The organism is Herbinix hemicellulosilytica, assembly GCF_002904165.1.
GTDB lineage: Bacteria > Bacillota > Clostridia > Lachnospirales > Lachnospiraceae > Mobilitalea > Mobilitalea hemicellulosilytica.
The window spans coordinates 206454-225456 of sequence record NZ_CVTD020000010.1; the positions used below are offsets into that span (position 1 = coordinate 206454).

Here is a 19003-nt window from a genome sequence, read left to right on the forward strand (position 1 = left end):
TATAAATAGAGGTGCTTTAATGGAAATAAAGAAAGGTAACAGATGTTTTTATATTGGTGAATCGGAGAAAAAACCCTTAGCTATAATAACATATGTACCGACAGGTGAAAATCTGATAACGGTCGACCACACATATGTGTCTGACCAATTGGCCGGACAGGGGGTGGGAAAACGCCTGTTACATGAGCTGACTGAATGGGCAAGAAAGGAAAATTTAAAAATTATCCCCCAATGCTCATTTGTAAAGGCACAAATGGAAAAAAATAAAGAATATCATGATTTACTTGGATAGTAAGTTAAAACATTCATTTTTATAATTCTAAAGTAATATATTTTTTTATCTTCTTGCTGTATTAGACAAAAGTAAGTAAAGACAGTTGGGTTTTTAGTTTTAGTTATAAAGTTAACCCTGAAATATTTTCGGTGGTAAAATCATTCCATGTGGGATGGGTTTTGTCGTTTTGCTCTGCAATAGCAGAAAGGAATTCCTCTTCGGTGGCCTTTTTATGATTTACAAAATATGAAATATCCAAATTATTGTCGGAATTATATGTTGCTTCACAGTAAGTAATTTTATCAATTGTATAGCCTTTATCAGTAAATGTTATACTGCCAAAACCGTAATCAGACGCACCACCGGAAAATGAAAAGGTCCCGTCCTCTTTTAAATCCATAAATGTCCTGTACCATAAGGTATAACCATAAACAACCCCGTCTTTATAACTTAAAACTTCAAAACCGAAATATTCGTTTTCATTTACAGTTAATTGAAGAATTACTTCTGGTATGTTATCGTTTTCTAAATCAACAACTGTAAATTTTGATACTTTTGCCTGGACAGAGCTGTCACTGCTGACAGCTTCATTTATTTGAGAAATATATAAATCTTTGCCGGAATCCACACAGAAGAATGGGCTTTCGTCCTGCAGTACTGATTTATAGGCACTCAAAGGTGTTATTTTAGAAGGGGCTGGAGTTACAGACACTTTGGAAACGGTTTGTGACGTCTGTTCTTTATGGCTGCATCCTGTTAACCCAGACAAAACAGTCAAAATAGTTATAAGAATTACGTAGTATCTGTTTTTCATTTCTATTCACCTTTTTTATAATATTGTTATTTATCTGAAATTTTTATAGGATAAACAATTCTTTTTCATCAATAACCGGTGATATTTCGATATGGTACCCACTATATAAACTTTATATTTTTAACTTTTAACTTTTAATACGTTTGCAAACTGATAGTATATCGATTGTCATATAATTGTCAATCCCCAATAAACATTTTAATTCAGATAAAATTCATAAAACAGTCAATAAAGTTTTTCGTTTTTCAGTATTGACTACAGGTTAAAAAGCCTATATTTACTACCTACAGTTTTCTCACAGCTATTTTTAGAGTGCATATAATATATGGAAGATTTTATGATGTGGTAAGGATATATTATGAGAATTTTGCTGATAGGCGGAACCGGTGCTATAGGAACTCATCTTGCTAATGTTCTGGCAGAAATGGGCCATACGGTTGTCGTTACATCCAGAAAACCTCATGAATCAAAAGGATTGATTGAATATAGACAGGGAAATGCAAAGAATACTGATTTTTTAATATCCGTTTTGAGAGAAAACTGGGATACAATCGTAGATTTTATGAATTATACCACCAATGAATTTTCACAGCGGGTAGGTTTACTTTTAAATTTCACTTCCCAATATATATTCTTAAGTTCGGCAAGAGTTTATGAAAAGAATAAAGAGGCAATAACCGAAGAGTCATTAAGGCTTTTGGACAGTTCTACAGATGAAGTTTATTTATCAACCGATGAATATGCCCTGTCAAAAGCCCGTGAGGAAAATATGTTAAGATCAGCCCACAAGAGAAACTGGGTTATTATACGGCCTTATATTACATACAGTGAAAGCAGGCTCCAATTGGGAAACTTTGAAAAAGAACACTGGCTTTATCGGGCATTAAAAGGAAGAACAATCGTATTTTCAAAGGATATTAATAATAGACTTACTACTTTGACCTATGGTTTGGATGTGGCCAAAGGGATTGCATCATTAGTAGGAAATACGGATACTTTAGGAGAGATTTATAATATAACATGCGATTATACCGTTAAATGGAGTGAGATACTTGATATTTATCTTGATACGCTTGAAGAAAAGCTGGGATACAGGCCAAAAGTTATTTATCAGGATCTGGAAACATTTCTAAAATGGAATGAGGGAAAATATCAAATTATTTATGACCGGCTTTTTGACAGAAAGTTTAATTGCAGCAAAATAAACAAGTATATCAATACAAAAGATTTTATTCATGTTCGGGAAGGCTTAAGAAAATGCTTAAATGAATTTTTATCTGAGCCAAGGTTTGGAAAAATTAATTGGAAACTTGAAGCTATAAAGGACCGCTATACAGGAGAAAGAACTCCATTAAGTGAAATAAACGGATATAAGCAAAAGTTAAAATATTTATTGTACAGGTATCTGAAAGTAATATGAAATTTATATTAATTAAATATTTGGTTTTAAACATCAATAGGATAATTTATTTAAAATCGGGCGGGTGATATTTTGACTGCACATTATACGGACGAAAAAAATGTGCTGATACTGATTGCTTTGCTAAAAGGCCACGGTATAAGAAAAGTAATTGCATCGCCGGGCACAACTAATATTACTTTTGTTAAAAGCCTGCAAAATGATCCTTTTTTTGAAATATATTCATCTATAGATGAACGTTCTGCAGCTTATATGGCCTGCGGACTTGCGTCAGAAACAGGAGAACCGGTAGTCTTAAGCTGTACTGGGGCTACCGCGTCTAGAAATTACATGTCAGGTCTTACGGAAGCATATTATCGTAAACTTCCTATACTTGCAGTTACGTCTACTCAGGTTGCCTCAAAAGTAGGACATAATATTCCACAGATTATAGACCGAAGCGGCAGACCTAAAGACATAGTAAGATATAGTGTTCATTTACCCCTGGTTAAAGACGACAATGATTGGTGGAACTGTGAGATAAAAGCCAACAATGCAATTTTGGAACTTAGCAGGCATGGCGGAGGGCCGGTTCATATAAATTTGGAAACCGGCTACAGCCGTTCGTACAATATAAGAGAATTGCCTAAAGTCAGGGTTATACGAAGAATTACAGACTTAAAGTATTCTCCTCCTATACCTGCGGGCAAAGTAGCTGTGTTTGTAGGCTCCCATGCCAAAATGACTCAGAATGAAATAAAGGCTCTTGAAGATTTTTGTGAATCTAACAATGCTGTTGTTTTCTGCGACCATACCAGCGGATACAAAGGAAGGTTTAGTATTGTTCATTCCCTTAGCTCATCCCAAAGATTTATATCTTATAATGAGTTAAGGCCTGATTTGCTCATACATATTGGTGAAATTTCCGGAGATTATTCAGCAAACAGAATTGTCGGAAAACAAGTATGGAGAGTAAGCAGGGACGGGGAACTTAGGGATACATTCGGTAAGTTAAAATATGTTTTTGAAATGCCTGAAGAAGAATTCTTTAAACATTATACAAAGAAGAACAAAGTAAATACACAATATTTAATAAAGTGGAAAAATCACCTTAATCAATTATATAAAAAGATACCATCTTTACCGTTTTCTAATCTGTGGATTGCAAAAAAGCTTCATGATAAACTGCCCCAAAATTCCGTTATTCATTTTGGAATACTAAACAGCTTAAGGTCATGGAACTTTTTCCCGCTGCATGAAACTATAGATTCATATGCCAATGTCGGAGGATTTGGCATAGACGGATGTGTTTCATCATTAATCGGAGCTTCTTTGGCCGACAAAAACAGATTGTATTTCGGTATAGTAGGGGATTTGGCCTTTTTTTACGATATGAATTCTTTAGGAAATAAACATGTAGGAAAAAACATAAGAATACTTTTAGTTAATAACGGTATTGGAACTGAATTTAAGAATTTTAATCATCCGGCAGCAGCATTCGGAATAGAAGCAAATGAATATATTGCAGGGGCAGGCCATTTCGGTAATAAGTCAAAAACATTGGTTAAGAATTACTGTGAAAGCCTTGGTTTTGAATATCTTGCGGCATCAAACAAGAAAGAATTTATTCAGGTTTACAAGCGGTTTATAACCGAAGAAATGCTTGATAAGCCAATTGTTTTTGAGGTATTTACAAATTACGAATATGAGAGCAAGGCCTTGGAGATTATAACATCTCTTGATTCTGATGCCAAATCGGATATTAAAAAAACCGTAAAAAATATACTTGGGGAGGAAAATATAAAAAAGATAAAAAGATATTTATCATTTTAATACGTGATGAACATGGCCCGGTTTGGCATGTTTTCAGATGCAGTTTTACTGGGCGTACCGATTAGGCTTTCTGACTTTTAAAATAGACAGAAAGCCTCTTTTTTTGCCATAGTTTATATTTGTATGTAAAAGCAAGTATCTATGTGTTGCTTGTATATAAATAAAATGATGTCCTCAAGGATATGAAAATTAGATTGAGTTGTTTTATTTAGGAGATGCAGTTACATTTATTAGAACCTTTTATTGCTTAAATAAATTCATTATATTTGATTTGTTTTGTATAATATAAACAAACATTTGACGGTTTATTTTAGCCAGTTCCTTTAAGTTTTCAATGCTTTCAAAATATGCAATGCATATCATTTGGATGGAGCAGATTACATAGAATACAGCCTGTTTTTCCTCTTTAGTCATTTTGGCTTCAAGGTCATAACCGCGAAGGATTCCGCCAAGTATATCAAGCCACTTTTCGTATGCTTCGTCTGTACCTTCGGATAAAATTCCTGTAGCACAATAGCATACATCCCACAGGCGGATATTTATTTCGCTTAAGTCAAAATCAATAAAACCGCTTACTTCATCGCCGTCAAACAAAATATTGCTGGGATTTGGATCTCTGTGTATAAGTTGTTTTGGAAGTTTCTCGTATAGCTTTCCGAAAGTTTCGATAAAATCGTCAAAAAAGCTTTCATCTATACCCATAGTCCATTGAATATTTTGCCGTCTGATACTGGGTAAGGCCCATTCGGTTATATTTTTGAAGAGATTTACCTCATCCGGAGATATATCTTTTTGTATGGCTTTTAAGGCCTGGTGCAGCCGTGCTATGCTTATTCCGTACTTTTCGCCGAATCTGATTCGGTCATCACCGAATTTTTTAGCTCTGGGTAAGGGGTTCCCCTTTATACCGCGGGTAAGAATAAAAATTTCCTTACCGTCCGGATATTCTTTTCCATCTTTAGTCAATATTGGCAGGGAGGATGAATAGCCTTGTTTATTCAATTCTTTTGATATCTTAATGTTTTTTAATATATGTTCCCGGTTTTCGGTTTTAAGAAAATAATCGTCGCCAACAGCCCATATCTTTCCCGAAATTTTAGCCCCATCCGAAATATAGACATCTTTAATGGGAAGATTTTTTTCGATATCCCAGTTATCTAACACTAAACGTAGTTCTTTTTCTGTATACATTCTGTTCACCTCCGGTTTTTTAGGCGTATGTTTTTGATATATGCTTAAATATTTTTTCGGAGAGCAACCATACATTTTTACAAATGCTTTATAAAAACCTGCATAAGTATCAAAACCGTATTCAAGCACAACGTCTATTGCCTTGCGGCCGCCGGCTATTTCTGCAAGGGCATGATCCAGGCGCCGTTTTAAAATGTAATCGGCAATCGAAGAACCCATTACAGAAGAAAATAATCTGTAATAATGGTACGTCGAATAATTGGCCATCTTTGCCAGTTCTTCAGCTGTTATTTCTGTCTTAAGATTTTCTTCTATATATTTCAGCGCTGTTTTAATTATTTCCGGGTAATGCATGGTATGCCTCCTTCCGTACGGTGATTTCAGTATACAATATAACTTATATAAAAACATTTCCTGCATTGCGATTATGTAAAGGTAAAGCGAAACACTGGGTTATTGTAATATATATCTGATTATTGCCTTCTACTGAAATTATGCAAATATTTTAACATAACAAATTACAGGGTAAAATAAGCAAATAATTTAAGAGTGAAATGCAATTAAGTCTGGAAATTAGTGCATCAATATGTTTATAATTAAATAAAGCAACATAAAATTCTCTGGCACAATATGGTCTTACGTATTGGAGGAGATATTATGGTTGGTATATTAAGTATTGATTTTGATTACTTTTTGGATGTCTGTATAAAAGAAAGAGATATTTACTTCCCTGACGGAAGTGACGAAATTCCAAAAGATAAACTTGCACTAATGTGGGAAGAAAGATATAAAAAATATCCAAAACTGAAAGAAATAGGAGTAATAAAAGAATTTTATCTTTTAAAAAGCTTTCTGCAGAATCTAAAGATATCTAAAGACAATATACATAAGTCTGATACCCATAAAGATATTAAGAAATTAATAAATAGGATACCGATAAATAAACAATTATATATTGTCAACATAGATTTTCATCATGATTACTACCATTATTACAGGGGAGAAGACATATACAACTGCGGTAATTGGTTAAGAAGAGTTATAGAAGACAGGCCTGATACTAAAATAAAATGGATCAGAAGGGAAGATTCTCAGCTTTACAGCCTTGAAGGCATATTTCCTTTTGAACATACAACAGATATTAAATCTATATTTAATGATAAATTTGAGTATATATTTATATGCAAGAGTCCTGAATGGAGTCCGCCCCATTTAATTGATAAGTACGAAGAACTTGCTCATATACTGGTAAATAAAAAAATAGCATAATATTACAGTTTGACAAGAAGAATCTGTTTTGGTATTATATATTAATATCTTAAGCCCGGACAGCTACTGCCATTATTTAGGTGGTAGCTTCATATTATTATATTTGATACTTTTGCTAACGGATTTGCAAAAAAAGCATCAAAAGTGGAGTTTGTCGCATCACCGGATGGGCAATACTCTTTTTTTTACGAAAGGACGGATTATATGATTAAAATCTTGGCTAAAAGTGTTGGCGAGTACAAAAAACATTCAATTATAACTCCGATACTTATTATATTTGAGGTTATTATTGAATGTATAATCCCTTTTTTAACAGCTACTTTAGTTAATGAAATCAAAAGCGGAAGTGATTTGAGAACAATTACTAAATACGGGATTTTACTGATAATTCTGGCATTTATGTCTTTACTGTGCGGGGCAATCGCAGGTAACACCAGTGCAACTGCAGCCTGTGGATTTGCGAAGAATTTAAGAAAGGAAATGTTCTATAGTATTCAAAATTATTCTTTTGAGAATATAGATAAGTTTCAGACCTCATCTCTTATTACACGCATGACAACCGATGTTATGAATGTGCAGAATGCATTTCTGATGATAATAAGGACTGCTATCAGAGCCCCGTTGATGCTGATTTTTGCTTTTGTAATGGCTTTTGTGATGGGCGGAAGGATGGCATGGATATTTCTTGTTGTCGTACCGATTCTTGCAACCGGCCTGGGAATAGTTATTTCCAAAACAGTTCCCTTGTTTAGAAAAGTATTTAAAAAATACGATGCCCTTAATAAATCAATCCAAGAAAATATAAAAGGAATGAGAGTCGTAAAGTCCTTTGTCCGGGAGGAATATGAGCAAAAGAAGTTTGAAGCGGCAGCGGAAGATGTCTGTGCGGACTTTACAAGGGCTGAACGTATTTTAGCGCTTAACGGGCCTCTTATGCAGTTTTGTATATACACCGTAATGATTTTTGTACTTTCTTTCGGTTCATATACCATCATAACCAGCCTGGGCCTGGACTTTAATATAGGTCAGTTTTCCGCAATACTTACCTACAGTTTTATGATACTAAGCAGCCTTATGATGGTTTCCATGATTTTTGTCATGATTACTATGGCAGGCGAATCGGCAAAACGTATCGTTGAGGTAATCAGTGAAAAAAGTACCTTAACCAATCCCGAAAACCCTGTTTATACGGTAAAAGACGGTTCCATAACCTTTGAAAATGTCAGTTTTAAATATTCCGAAAAAGCGGAAAGAATGGCTTTGGAAAATATTAACCTAAATATTAAATCAGGAGAAACAATAGGAATTATAGGCGGTACAGGTTCTTCTAAATCTACCCTTGTTCAGTTGATACCCCGCCTGTATGATGCAACCGTCGGCGTTGTTAAGGTTGGTGGCATAGATGTTAAAAATTATGATTTAGATTCTCTACGCAATCAGGTTGCAGTTGTTTTGCAGAAGAACACGTTATTTTCAGGAACTATTAAAGAAAATTTACGCTGGGGTAATAAAGAAGCTACAGATGAAGAACTGATTGAGGCATGTAAACTGGCCTGTGCCGATGAATTTATAAGTCGATTCCCGGACGGATATGACACCTACGTTGAACAGGGGGGAGCAAATCTTTCCGGCGGTCAGAAACAGCGTCTTTGCATAGCAAGGGCATTGCTTAAAAAGCCTAAGATACTGATTTTGGATGATTCGACCAGTGCTGTGGATACCAGAACGGATGCAAAAATTCGAAAAGCACTGCGGGAATATATGCCTGAGACAACAAAGATTATAATTGCCCAGAGAATTGCTTCCGTTCAGGATGCTGATAGAATAATAGTAATGGATGGGGGAACAATTAACGGAATCGGTACCCACAAGCAGCTTATGGCGGAAAATGATATTTACCGGGAAGTATATTATTCCCAGAACAAGGCAGGTGAATAAAATGAAGACGAAAACGAACATTATCGGGAATAAAAAATCAATTGTCATACGCTTGTTAAAAGACATATATAAATTTCATCCGGTTAAGTTTCCGCTTGCCGTTATATGCATTATATTTAATGCTACAATCAGTTCGATACCGGCTGTTTTTATGCAAAATATAATAGCTATTGTAGAGCAGAATTGGCAGACCGGTGTATGGAATGCCGTTAAAGGAAGAATTTTATATTTTGTTGCTATACTGGCTGTGTTTTATGTACTATCTATTCTCAGCAATATATTATATAACCAGTTGATGGCTATTATAAATCAGGGCACGCTAAAGAAATTTCGTATAAAAATGTTTAATAAAATGCAGACTTTGCCAATAAAGTATGTAGATACCAATAACCACGGAGATATCATGAGCTATTATACCAACGATATAGATACATTACGGCAGCTTATTTCTCAAAGTATTCCACAGCTTTTGATATCCGGCGTGACGGTTTTAACAGTATTTAGCATTATGCTATATTATTGCTTTTGGCTAACTTTGGTTGTCGTTACCGGAGTAATCGTAATGCTTTTTATTACAAGAAAAGTCGGAGGTGGCTCTGCAAAATATTTTATAAAGCAGCAAAAAGCCCTGGGACGGCTGGAAGGCTTTGCGGAAGAAATGATGAACGGACAGAAAGTAATCAAGGTTTTCTGTCATGAGAATGAAAGCAAAGCTGATTTTGATAAGATAAATGAAGCTTTATTTAACGACGCAAGGGCAGCCAACAGATATGCCAATATTTTAGGACCGATTCTAAATAACGTAGGAAATGTATTATATGTTATAGTTGCAATAACCGGTGGTATTTTGTTGACATTGGGGGTTCCAAATTTAAGCATATCCGGCAAGGCATTACAAATTAGTATAGTTGTACCTTTCCTAAATATGACGAAGCAGTTTGCAGGAAATATAAATCAGGTATCCCACCAGACCAATGCCATAGTTATGGGACTTGCCGGTGCCAAAAGAATCTATGACTTGATTGATGAAGAGCCCGAACAGGATAACGGCTATGTATCTTTGGTAAATGTTAGGGAAGAAAACGGTCAGTTAGTAGAATCCAAGGAAAGGACCGGCCTTTGGGCCTGGAAGCATCCTCATGGTGACGGTACCGTAACATATACCAAATTGGCCGGGGATGTAAGAATGTATAACGTTGACTTTGAATACGAACCGGGAAAACCTGTCTTAAATGATGTTAGCCTTTATGCAAAACCCGGTCAAAAGGTGGCATTTGTCGGTGCGACAGGTGCCGGAAAAACCACAATTACTAACCTGCTTAACCGTTTTTATGATATAGCGGACGGGAAAATCCGTTACGACGGTATAAATATTAACAAAATAAAAAAACCGGATCTTCGCAGGGCAATAGGTATGGTTCTTCAGGATACCAACCTCTTTACCGGTACGGTAATGGATAATATCCGTTACGGAAGGCTGGATGCAACCGATGAAGAATGTATTGCGGCAGCAAAACTTGCCGGTGCGGACGATTTCATCCGCCGCCTGCCTGACGGGTACAATACAATGCTAACGGAAAATGGGGCTAATCTGTCCCAAGGCCAGCGTCAGTTAATTTCCATAGCAAGAGCCGCAGTAGCCGATCCACCGGTTATGATTCTTGACGAAGCCACTTCATCAATTGATACCAGAACCGAGGCTATTGTACAGCGGGGTATGGATGCCTTGATGGAAGGAAGAACGGTATTCGTAATTGCCCATAGGTTGTCTACGGTCAAAAACTCCGATGTTATCATTGTTCTTGACCATGGCCGCATCATAGAAAAGGGCAGCCATGAAGAACTGATACAAAAGAAAGGCCAGTATTATCAGCTGTATACAGGGGCTTTTGAGTTGGAGTAAGAACGACCGGAAGAAGTAAAGAAGAAAAAGCAATAATATACCATGTTAAAATGCAAAAATAAATATAATTTTATCAAAAGCAGCCGTAAGGCTGCTTATTTTTTTTAGAAACAGTAACTTTTATCGTTATATAAATTTTATATCTGAGGATTTTTTGATTTATTTCAAAAAGTTTAAATCCCGTGACAATATTTTCAATAGCCGTTACAAAGTTTGGAAAGTAAGGCCGTTTTGTTGACTTAACGGATTTAAGTTTATATATAATAACATAAATTTACAGAATCATATCAGGAAACTTTTAGGATATCAAGAAGAAAGGAAGTGTAAGTCATGAGAAAAAGCCTGATGTGTTGCTGTATAGGCCTTTGTAAATCACTTATGGAATCAGATTAATTAAAAATCAGATAAAAGGAGATGGCCTATAGAATGGAAATAAATAAGGCAGCATCAAAAACGAGAGATTTTAAACTAAAAGGATTAAATATTTTATCTGCTTTAAAAGGCAAGCTTGCATTTGATTTTAGAACAGTTCTTCCGGTAACCTCGGTATTAATAGCCATTATTACAGATGTCTTTATTCCAAACCATAAAAATCTGAAACATCCTGAACTAATGCATTATCGATATTTTCTGTATATCTCTCTTTTTGCAGCGGTACTCTTTACCGTACTGTCGTTATTCATTAAAAAAATTAGGGACAGATACGGATACAGAGGATATTTTCTTACCGGAGTGTACATTTTTTTGACTTTCTTAAATATAATTACCGCCAAACTGTTACTCCTTCCTCAGATATATTTTCCCAGCATAGCTAGAATTTTTGAAGTGTTTTTTGATGATACAAAACTTTTGCTTACCTGTATAGGAAGTTCCTTTATGTTATTGGTAAAAGGGATCTTTATAGGTTTTTGCCTTGGAATGATATGTGGTATAGCCATCGGCTGGAGTAAAAGGTGTAATTACTGGATTTTTCCTATTATAAGGATCTTAGGGCCTATACCGTCATCAACCTGGACTCCTTTGGCCCTGGTAATTTTTCCGAATGCAAAATCGGCAGCAGTCTTTTTAATAGCATTTGGCGTGTGGTTTCAGATAACGGTTTTAACCTGTTCTGGCATAAAATCGGTAAACAAGGCTTACTTTGAAGTGGCTTCAACTCTGGGAGCTAGAGACAGGCACAATCTGTTTAAAATAGCGCTTCCTGCCGCCGCACCTACCATTTTTATGGGCTTTTTCAATGCCACCTGTTCTTCCTTTGTTGCCCTGATGGCAGCAGAGATGATCGGATGCAAGTCTGGCCTTGGTTGGTATGTCAACTGGCAGAAACAGATGCTTGCTTACGCCAATGTGTATGCGGGACTGATTATCATTGCAGTATTCTGCTACGTGTTGGTTACATTACAGTTTAGAATCAGGGACAAATTATTATCATGGCAGGAGGGCATAGTAAAATGGTAGAAGCTGCTTATAAATCAACGGGAGCTATATCTGTAAGAAATGTCAGAAAAGAATTTACGGATACAAAAGGAGAAAGGGTTGTTGCCCTTGACAATGTAAATGTGGATATATATCCGGGGGAATTTATCTGCCTGATAGGGCCTTCAGGCTGCGGTAAATCTACATTTTTAAGGTTAATTGCAGGTTTGATAACACCCACCGAAGGAGAAATTTTTCTGGACGGAGAAAAAATAACTAAACCTGGCCATGAAAGAGGCCTGGTTTTTCAGGACCCGACCCTTTTTCCCTGGCTGAATATATACGATAACATCGCCTTCGGACTTAAAGTCAGGCATATTTATAAGGAAAGGAAGAAAGAAGTAAGGGAATTTATCCGCCTGGTTAAGCTGGAAGGCTTTGAAAAAGCCTTACCACACCAGTTATCGGGAGGAATGCAGCAACGGGTAGGCTTAGCCAGGGCTTTGGTGAACAATCCTAAAGTCCTGCTTCTTGATGAGCCCTTTGGCGCCCTTGATGCCTTTACCAGAATGAATATGCAGGACGAACTTCTTAGAATCTGGAAAGAACGGGGCACCACAATGATTATGGTGACCCATGATGTGGATGAGGCTGTATACTTAAGCGACCGGATTTTTGTCATGACACCAAGGCCGGCAAAAATAGAAACTATTATACCGGTGGATATAGGCAGGAATAAAAAATACGGAAGAAAAAGGGACAGTGCGGATTTTCTCAATCTGCGATCGAAGATACTAAGAGTACTTAATTTTACAGGGAAAGAAATTCAGCCTGAGTATAATATATAAAGCTTAATAGAGCATGAACTTAAAAATAATTAAAGAAAAGAGATAAATACTAAAGTATCCGTGCTTAGAAAGTTACTACTTTATACCTTCATAGCCCGACCAGAGATATGTGCTGGTTAAGCTAAATTTTCCATATTAGATTTAGGCAAATGCATAGAAAGGGGAAAGTATAAATGAAAATAAAACTTACGCCTATTTTTGTAGCTATTATCTTGGTGGCTGTGATTTTATCCGGCTGCAATGGGACAAAAGAATCCTCCAATAAAACAAGTGACAGCAATAACGCTAAGGTGAAAAAGATAGATACACAAGTAAATGAGCTTTCTGTTGATGAAGAAAAAAAGGCTGCAAAAAAGAAGGACCCAATACGTATTGTTAATACTTTTGAAGGGACCTGCATGGTTCAGACACAGCTTGCTTATTTATTGGGCTTTTATGAAGCCGAAGGCCTGGTTGAAGGGGAAGATTATGTATTTGTCGACAGCGGCAGTGAAACAGGAGCTGTACTTATTTCAACAGATAAGGCTGACCTGGTTACGGGGCTGATTGCGGGTATGCTTCAACCTCTTGATAATGGGCTGGAAGCCAAGGCAGTATTGGGGCTTCATACCGGCTGTATAACTCTTGTAACTTTAGGTGACAGTGACATTAAATCAATAGCCGATTTAAAGGGAAAGACTATCGGTGTAAACCAGCTTTCTTCATCCAATCATATAGCGGCTCTTAGGGCCTTGCATTTTGAGGGGATGACTGCCGATGATGTGGAGTTTGTGGTGTATGACTCCGATTCGATACAGCAGGCATTGCTTAACAGAGCTGTAGACGTTATAGCTTTAGGTGATTATAAAGCAAAGATTATGGAGAGAGAAGAAGGAGTAAGAATTATTTTTGATACATCCACAGACGTAAGGGTAAAAGATGAGAATTGCTGTGTACTCTTTGCCAGAACAAAAATAATAGAAGAAGATTCTGAAAGATTGGCAAAAATACTTACGGCTATCCAGAAAGCATCCATATGGATCTCGGAAAATACCGATTTGGCGGCTGAGATTCAGATAGCTCAGGGTTATGCTCTGGGAGAACTGGAAGTAAATAAAAAACTGCTTCGTACCTATCAATTTCCGACATCTTTAACCAGTTTAAGAGAAGCTATATACAGAAATTTTAAGGATGCAAAAGTTTTGGGCCTTTTAAAAGAGGATACGGACGAAACGCAACTTGCCGAAAATAGCTATGTTTTTGTGGAAGGAGTTGCGGACGGACTTGATATAACCAATATCCAGGCACCGAAAGACCCTTATCAATTTATAAAGAAGGATAATTAGCAGAATAAAAGTCCGCATTAATATAAAGAATTGATATTGGAATAATAAATTTGCCGTTTCCTGTTCTCTATATATGTTCAGAAAAACAGATACCATGATTTCATGGTATCTGTACTGAACTTTCATTTAAAAATGATTTAGATTTTTAGCAAAAAGATTTTGCTTCATATATTAAAACAAATCAATTTGGGTTTATCGGTTTTAATAACTTAATAATTGATTCAGATGATGTAATCATAGAAGCTGTTTTCTTCCCTGTCATAATCGGAAGGTGATTTTCCTATCACTTTTTTAAAAATCTGATTAAAGTAATTTACGTCTTTATAGCCAAGCTTATAGGCTATGTCTATTATGGGAAGGTCGGTATAAGTAAGCAAATATTCCGCCCTTTTTAATTTAACCAAAGTAATAAGTTTAGAATACCTGATGCTTGATTTTTTGCTAAACAGATTGCTTAGGTACGAATGGTTAATATAAAACTTTTTAGCTATGGAAGTCAGCTTTAGATCTTCTTCAGGGTGCTGCAATATGTACAAATGGATCTTTTTTAAGGTTTCATCCTTAAAATCCGGGTTGAGCTGGCAATACAGCTGAAACAAGCCGGTAAACTTTCTCTGATAATAATCAACATAATTATTGGTATCATGCAAAACCAAATAGTCTAGCCTTTTATGAAAATTCTGAGAAATATACAAAGACAACCATTCGTGTTTTGAAAATATAGCTTCAACAATAACAGCAAAAAGCCGGCTTAACAGGATGTCATGGGATTGAGCCAAAACTGATGATTTACATAAAGAAATCATAACTTTTCGAAACATTTCAAGGACAGTTTCGTCTTTGCGGGAAAATTTGCTTAACAGTTTTGCAATCTGTCCCTTAGTCAATAAAGAATTAAACTCCGTGCTAAGTGTAGAAGCAGAAGCCTGTAATCTTTTTTGTCTTTTTAATCTCTCGGCCGCCCGTTCAAATAATGCCTGCATATTTTCCTTGCTTACAGGCTTGGGCAGATAATCAAAGGCTCCATATATAAAACTTTCTCTTGCATAAGAGAAAGATACGATGTCACTGACAAACACAAAAAGAGGTTCTTCATTTTCCCTGTGAATTAGCTTCAGCAATTGTAATCCGTCATAAATAGAAAGATTTATTTCTGTCAGAACAAGGTCATACTTTTTAGTTTTTAAGAGGGTGAGCGCTTCTTCGCCGTTGGTTGCCGTATCCGTACAGACAAACCCGTCCGGCCCCTTTCCCCAGACAGGAAGGTTTAGCAAGGCTTTTAAGGCAAATTCCTGCGGCTCGACAATCAAGACCTTGTACATCAAGCATCCACCCCTCGTTATTTTATGATGATATTTTAACATATAGAATTGGAAATCATATATATAGATTTCTATTTTATAACAAGCTAAGCATAAATCAATGGATTTTTCTTAGAAGAAATAAGAAAATATTTGGCTTTTAACCAAATTTATTAATTACTCTAAAAAAAGTTTGTTAACTAACTTACAAAGTTTGGAATTATGACCGAAGCAATTGACTGATACAGTATGAAGCGTAAATATAAATATAATTTAAAATTTTAAGAAAAGAGGTTGAAAATGGCATTAACAAGGAAACAAATAGAAGACTACATAAAAAGCACAAAGAAATCCTTCTTGCAACAGTTACCTGTGATAACACACCGGAAATCCGTATCCTGGGAGCGATTGCCACTGAAGGATTAATACTATATTTTTCTACGTTGGAAAATACGAAAAAAGTAGAGCAAATAACCAATAATCTATAATTAAAAATAAAAGGAGGAAAAGGATTTGAGTGATTTTATAGAACGTTCAAAATTTTCATGTGCCTTGGGCGGTGCTATTACCACAATAACTGCCATACCAAAGGCAATACCTATTGTTCATGCTTCAGGCGGCTGTGCGGCAGCACTTTCCAACACATATAATCTGTCTTCAGGCTACAGGGGAACAGGATATTGCGGCGGAAATATGATTCCTACTTCAAATATTACCCAAAGCCATATTGTATTTGGCGGAGAGGAAAAACTTGCGGGACAGATAGAATCTACAATCAGATATATAAAAGGCGATTTATATATCGTAGTAACAGGATGTCAGACGGAACTGATAGGCGATGATGCGGTAGGTGTAGCTTTAAAATACAGGGAAAATAATGTTATAGGAGTAAGCACTCCGGGCTTTAAGGGCAATACCTTGCGGGGATATGACGAAGTATTATGTACCTTAATAAAAGAGGTAGTTGAAAAAACGGATGAGAAAGAAGAAAAAACAATAAATCTTATTGGAATAGTACCTGGACATGACGTATTTTTTAAAGGTAACATTGAACATTTGACAGATCTATTAAAAAGAATTGGTATCAGGGCAAATACCTTTTTCGGTGACGGAGAAAGTATTGAAAAGATAAAAACCTACGGCAGAGCCAAACTTACGGTAGTCCTGTCAGAAACCGCAGGACAGCTTGCGGCAAAGGCTTTTGAGAATGTACATAAGATACCTTACATTACTACGGACCTGCCTATCGGCCCAAAAGCAACGGAAAAATTCTTAAAACTTATCGGAGAAGCTTTGGGAATTGAAAAAGAGATTATAGACCGGGTGGTGAAAGATGAAAAAAAGTATTTTTATTCTTATCTTGAAAGAATAGTGGATGCCGCATCCGATCTTGATTTCCAAAGGTATGCAGTCATAGTTGCAGACAGTTATTATGCATATCCTTTAACAGAGTTTGTGTCGGAAGAATTGGGATGGATACCTTATTTTGTGGCTGTTAATGATATTGAAGATGATAAGCTGCAGGAAGAATATAAAAATAAGTTTGACAGACTTACTTCTTATACAAAACCGGAAATTTTATTTGAAAGTAAATCAGGATTAATTGAAAAGAAGCTCGATTTAATTTTTAAAGAGCAGACGGACTCAAAATACCATGATCGGCCGGAACCGATGTTTATTATAGGAAGTGTTGTGGAAAGGGGCCTGGCAAAGAAATACGGGACAGGGTTTTTGTCAGTAGCTTTTCCAGTAAGTAACAGGGTTGTACTTAATAAAGGATATGCAGGCTTTAGAGGAGCTTTGACATTGACAGAGGATTTATTATCCGAACTTGTAAGTGCCAGGTAGATTAGAAAGGGTGGTTAAGTATGGCAAATTTATTGACAGGGGATTTAAAATATGATTACTTGTCTGTAGACGAACCTCCTGTAAGGGATGAGAGAATAGGCGGTTGTACCGCATATTTCGGTTGCTGCTCAGGACTAAAGGAGGATTTCAGAAAGGGATGTGCCCAGGCTTTAAACAGAAAGTTTTCGCAAAGCGGCGGATGTCAACTAATGCTTGCTATGGGTATAATTAATACCATTTCAAATATTGTTACTATCATTCATTCGCCTTTGGGCTGCTGCTCAAACCTTGCGGGTATGGCAGGAGTAAGAAATATAAGCCGTGCTTCAAGAGGACTTAAGACGGAAAACCAGACTTTTATTCATACCAATCTGGATGAACTTGATGTTGTTAACGGAGGTATAGAAAAGTTAAGACGGGCAATCCTTTATGCAGATAAAGAGTATCAGCCGGAAGTAATAGCAATAATGAACGGCTGTGTTCCCGGGGTTATAGGCGATGATGTCGACGGCCTTGTAAGGGAATTGCAACCTAAAGTATCTGCAAGACTTGTACCGGTTCATTGTGAGGGCTTTAAAAGCCGTTTTGTTTCCTCAGGATATGATGCGGCCAATCACGGCATCTTAAAATACCTTATCCGTGAACCGAAAGATACTGATGAATCTGGTACAGAAACCGAATATGAAAGCAAGGAACGTATCAGTAAGACCGTAAATATTTTTAACGTAGGTTCAAACAGCCATAAAGATGAACTGGAATTATCAAGACTGATTAAAAAGTTGGGCCTGATTCCAAGAATTGTCCCGCTTCATGCTTCAGTTTATGATCTGGACCGTCTGGGAGAGGCTGCGCTTAATGTAAGCATATGCGCAACTCATGATGATTACATGCTTGGGCATTTAAAGGAAAGATACGGAACGGAGTATGTTCTGGATGTGCTGCCTATAGGAATAAATTGTACCAACAGGTGGCTACGTAAGATTGCCGGACATTTTCATTTGGAAAAAGAAGTAGAAGAATTAATAGAAGAGGAAACCAGGGAGTTAATTAAAGCCATAGAACCGTTTGTTAAAGTATTAAAAGGCAAGAGAGCTTTTGTAGGCGGCGGTGAAACCAGAATACTTACGACGGCAGATTTTTACCGCAGCATCGGCATGGAGATTGTGGGAATAAAATCCCACAATTTAGACAGATTTGTCCAGTATCTGCTTGATGAAATTGATAACCCGCATCTTCCGGTTGAAGTTGCCGCAGGCCAACCGGCAGAGGAACTTAATTTGCTAAAGCGCCTGAAACCTGATATTTATATCGGCCATATCGGCGCCAACGGATGGGTAACCAAGCTTGGTATACCAAACATTCCGTTGTTTGGAACCACCATTAACTATATGGGTTATTCAGGAGCTTATGAACTGGCAAGAAGGGCAGCAAGGGCCCTGAAAAATACCATTTTTTCAAAAAATATAAGTCAAAATACCGAACTTCCTTTGTCGGATGAATGGATGCAAACATACCCTAAAAAGAATATAGTAAGAGGAGCATTGTTCTGATTTATGTTTTAATTTTAATAAAAATTTTCCGCTATCATGCAAATATATTCTATTGACCGAAAAATATTTATTTTGTATAGTTCAAGAAAAGTTT

General features: G+C 36.5%; 14 protein-coding genes. 11 read left to right on the plus strand and 3 right to left on the minus strand.

Features of this window, described 5'->3' with window-relative positions:
* Positions 1 to 19: 19 nt before the first annotated feature.
* The gene (locus HHT355_RS04360; protein ID WP_103202195.1) at positions 20 to 292 is read left to right on the plus strand and encodes a GNAT family N-acetyltransferase; all 273 of its coding nucleotides are present in this window, start codon (positions 20 to 22) and stop codon (positions 290 to 292) included.
* Between the two features lie 103 nt (positions 293 to 395).
* Here HHT355_RS04360 and HHT355_RS04365 read toward each other — a convergent pair whose 3' ends face one another.
* Positions 396 to 1088 carry a hypothetical protein gene (locus tag HHT355_RS04365; RefSeq protein ID WP_103202196.1) on the minus strand — a complete coding sequence of 231 codons (693 nt, stop codon included), beginning with the start codon at positions 1086 to 1088 and terminating at the stop codon, positions 396 to 398.
* A 358-nt stretch (positions 1089 to 1446) separates the two neighbouring features.
* Between HHT355_RS04365 and HHT355_RS04370 the strand changes: the two genes are divergently transcribed.
* Both HHT355_RS04370 and HHT355_RS04375 read left to right on the plus strand, forming a co-directional pair.
* Complete coding sequence (locus tag HHT355_RS04370) at positions 1447 to 2508, plus strand: NAD-dependent epimerase/dehydratase family protein (protein WP_103202197.1); 1062 nt, start codon at positions 1447 to 1449, stop codon at positions 2506 to 2508.
* A 72-nt stretch (positions 2509 to 2580) separates the two neighbouring features.
* The gene (locus tag HHT355_RS04375) at positions 2581 to 4320 is read left to right on the plus strand and encodes a thiamine pyrophosphate-binding protein (protein WP_103202198.1); all 1740 of its coding nucleotides are present in this window, start codon (positions 2581 to 2583) and stop codon (positions 4318 to 4320) included.
* 240 nt (positions 4321 to 4560) lie between these two features.
* Here HHT355_RS04375 and HHT355_RS04380 read toward each other — a convergent pair whose 3' ends face one another.
* On the minus strand, positions 4561 to 5865 hold the full coding sequence (locus tag HHT355_RS04380; RefSeq protein WP_103202199.1) for a helix-turn-helix domain-containing protein: 1305 nt from the start codon (positions 5863 to 5865) through the stop codon (positions 4561 to 4563).
* Positions 5866 to 6168: 303 nt separating this feature from the next.
* On the opposite strand from HHT355_RS04380, the gene HHT355_RS04385 reads away from it, so the two are divergent.
* The 6 genes from HHT355_RS04385 to HHT355_RS04410 all read left to right on the plus strand — a co-directional run bounded on the left by HHT355_RS04385 (position 6169) and on the right by HHT355_RS04410 (position 14210).
* On the plus strand, positions 6169 to 6780 hold the full coding sequence (locus HHT355_RS04385) for a hypothetical protein (protein ID WP_103202200.1): 612 nt from the start codon (positions 6169 to 6171) through the stop codon (positions 6778 to 6780).
* 204 nt (positions 6781 to 6984) lie between these two features.
* Positions 6985 to 8718, plus strand: a complete 1734-nt coding sequence (locus HHT355_RS04390; RefSeq protein WP_103202201.1) for an ABC transporter ATP-binding protein — start codon at positions 6985 to 6987, stop codon at positions 8716 to 8718.
* A 1-nt stretch (position 8719) separates the two neighbouring features.
* Complete coding sequence (locus HHT355_RS04395) at positions 8720 to 10621, plus strand: ABC transporter ATP-binding protein (RefSeq protein ID WP_242967537.1); 1902 nt, start codon at positions 8720 to 8722, stop codon at positions 10619 to 10621.
* Positions 10622 to 11047: 426 nt separating this feature from the next.
* Entirely contained in the window at positions 11048 to 12079 is a 1032-nt protein-coding gene (locus HHT355_RS04400) for an ABC transporter permease (protein ID WP_158245884.1), read from the plus strand.
* Positions 12073 to 12885 carry an ABC transporter ATP-binding protein gene (locus HHT355_RS04405; protein WP_103202204.1) on the plus strand — a complete coding sequence of 271 codons (813 nt, stop codon included), beginning with the start codon at positions 12073 to 12075 and terminating at the stop codon, positions 12883 to 12885. The genes HHT355_RS04400 and HHT355_RS04405 overlap by 7 nt, the downstream gene beginning before the upstream one ends.
* A 173-nt stretch (positions 12886 to 13058) precedes the next feature.
* A complete protein-coding gene (locus HHT355_RS04410) occupies positions 13059 to 14210 on the plus strand; it encodes an ABC transporter substrate-binding protein (protein WP_103202205.1) in 1152 nt (383 codons plus the stop codon).
* Positions 14211 to 14431: 221 nt separating this feature from the next.
* Here HHT355_RS04410 and HHT355_RS04415 read toward each other — a convergent pair whose 3' ends face one another.
* Positions 14432 to 15532 (minus strand): response regulator transcription factor, encoded by a 1101-nt coding sequence (locus HHT355_RS04415; RefSeq protein WP_158245885.1) that lies wholly within the window; start codon positions 15530 to 15532, stop codon positions 14432 to 14434.
* A gap of 492 nt (positions 15533 to 16024) precedes the next feature.
* Here HHT355_RS04415 and HHT355_RS04420 point away from each other — a divergent pair, with 492 nt between their 5' ends.
* Entirely contained in the window at positions 16025 to 17359 is a 1335-nt protein-coding gene (locus tag HHT355_RS04420; RefSeq protein ID WP_103202207.1) for a nitrogenase component 1, read from the plus strand.
* Positions 17360 to 17379: 20 nt separating this feature from the next.
* Positions 17380 to 18909 (plus strand): nitrogenase component 1, encoded by a 1530-nt coding sequence (locus tag HHT355_RS04425; protein ID WP_103202208.1) that lies wholly within the window; start codon positions 17380 to 17382, stop codon positions 18907 to 18909.
* Positions 18910 to 19003: the final 94 nt, after the last annotated feature.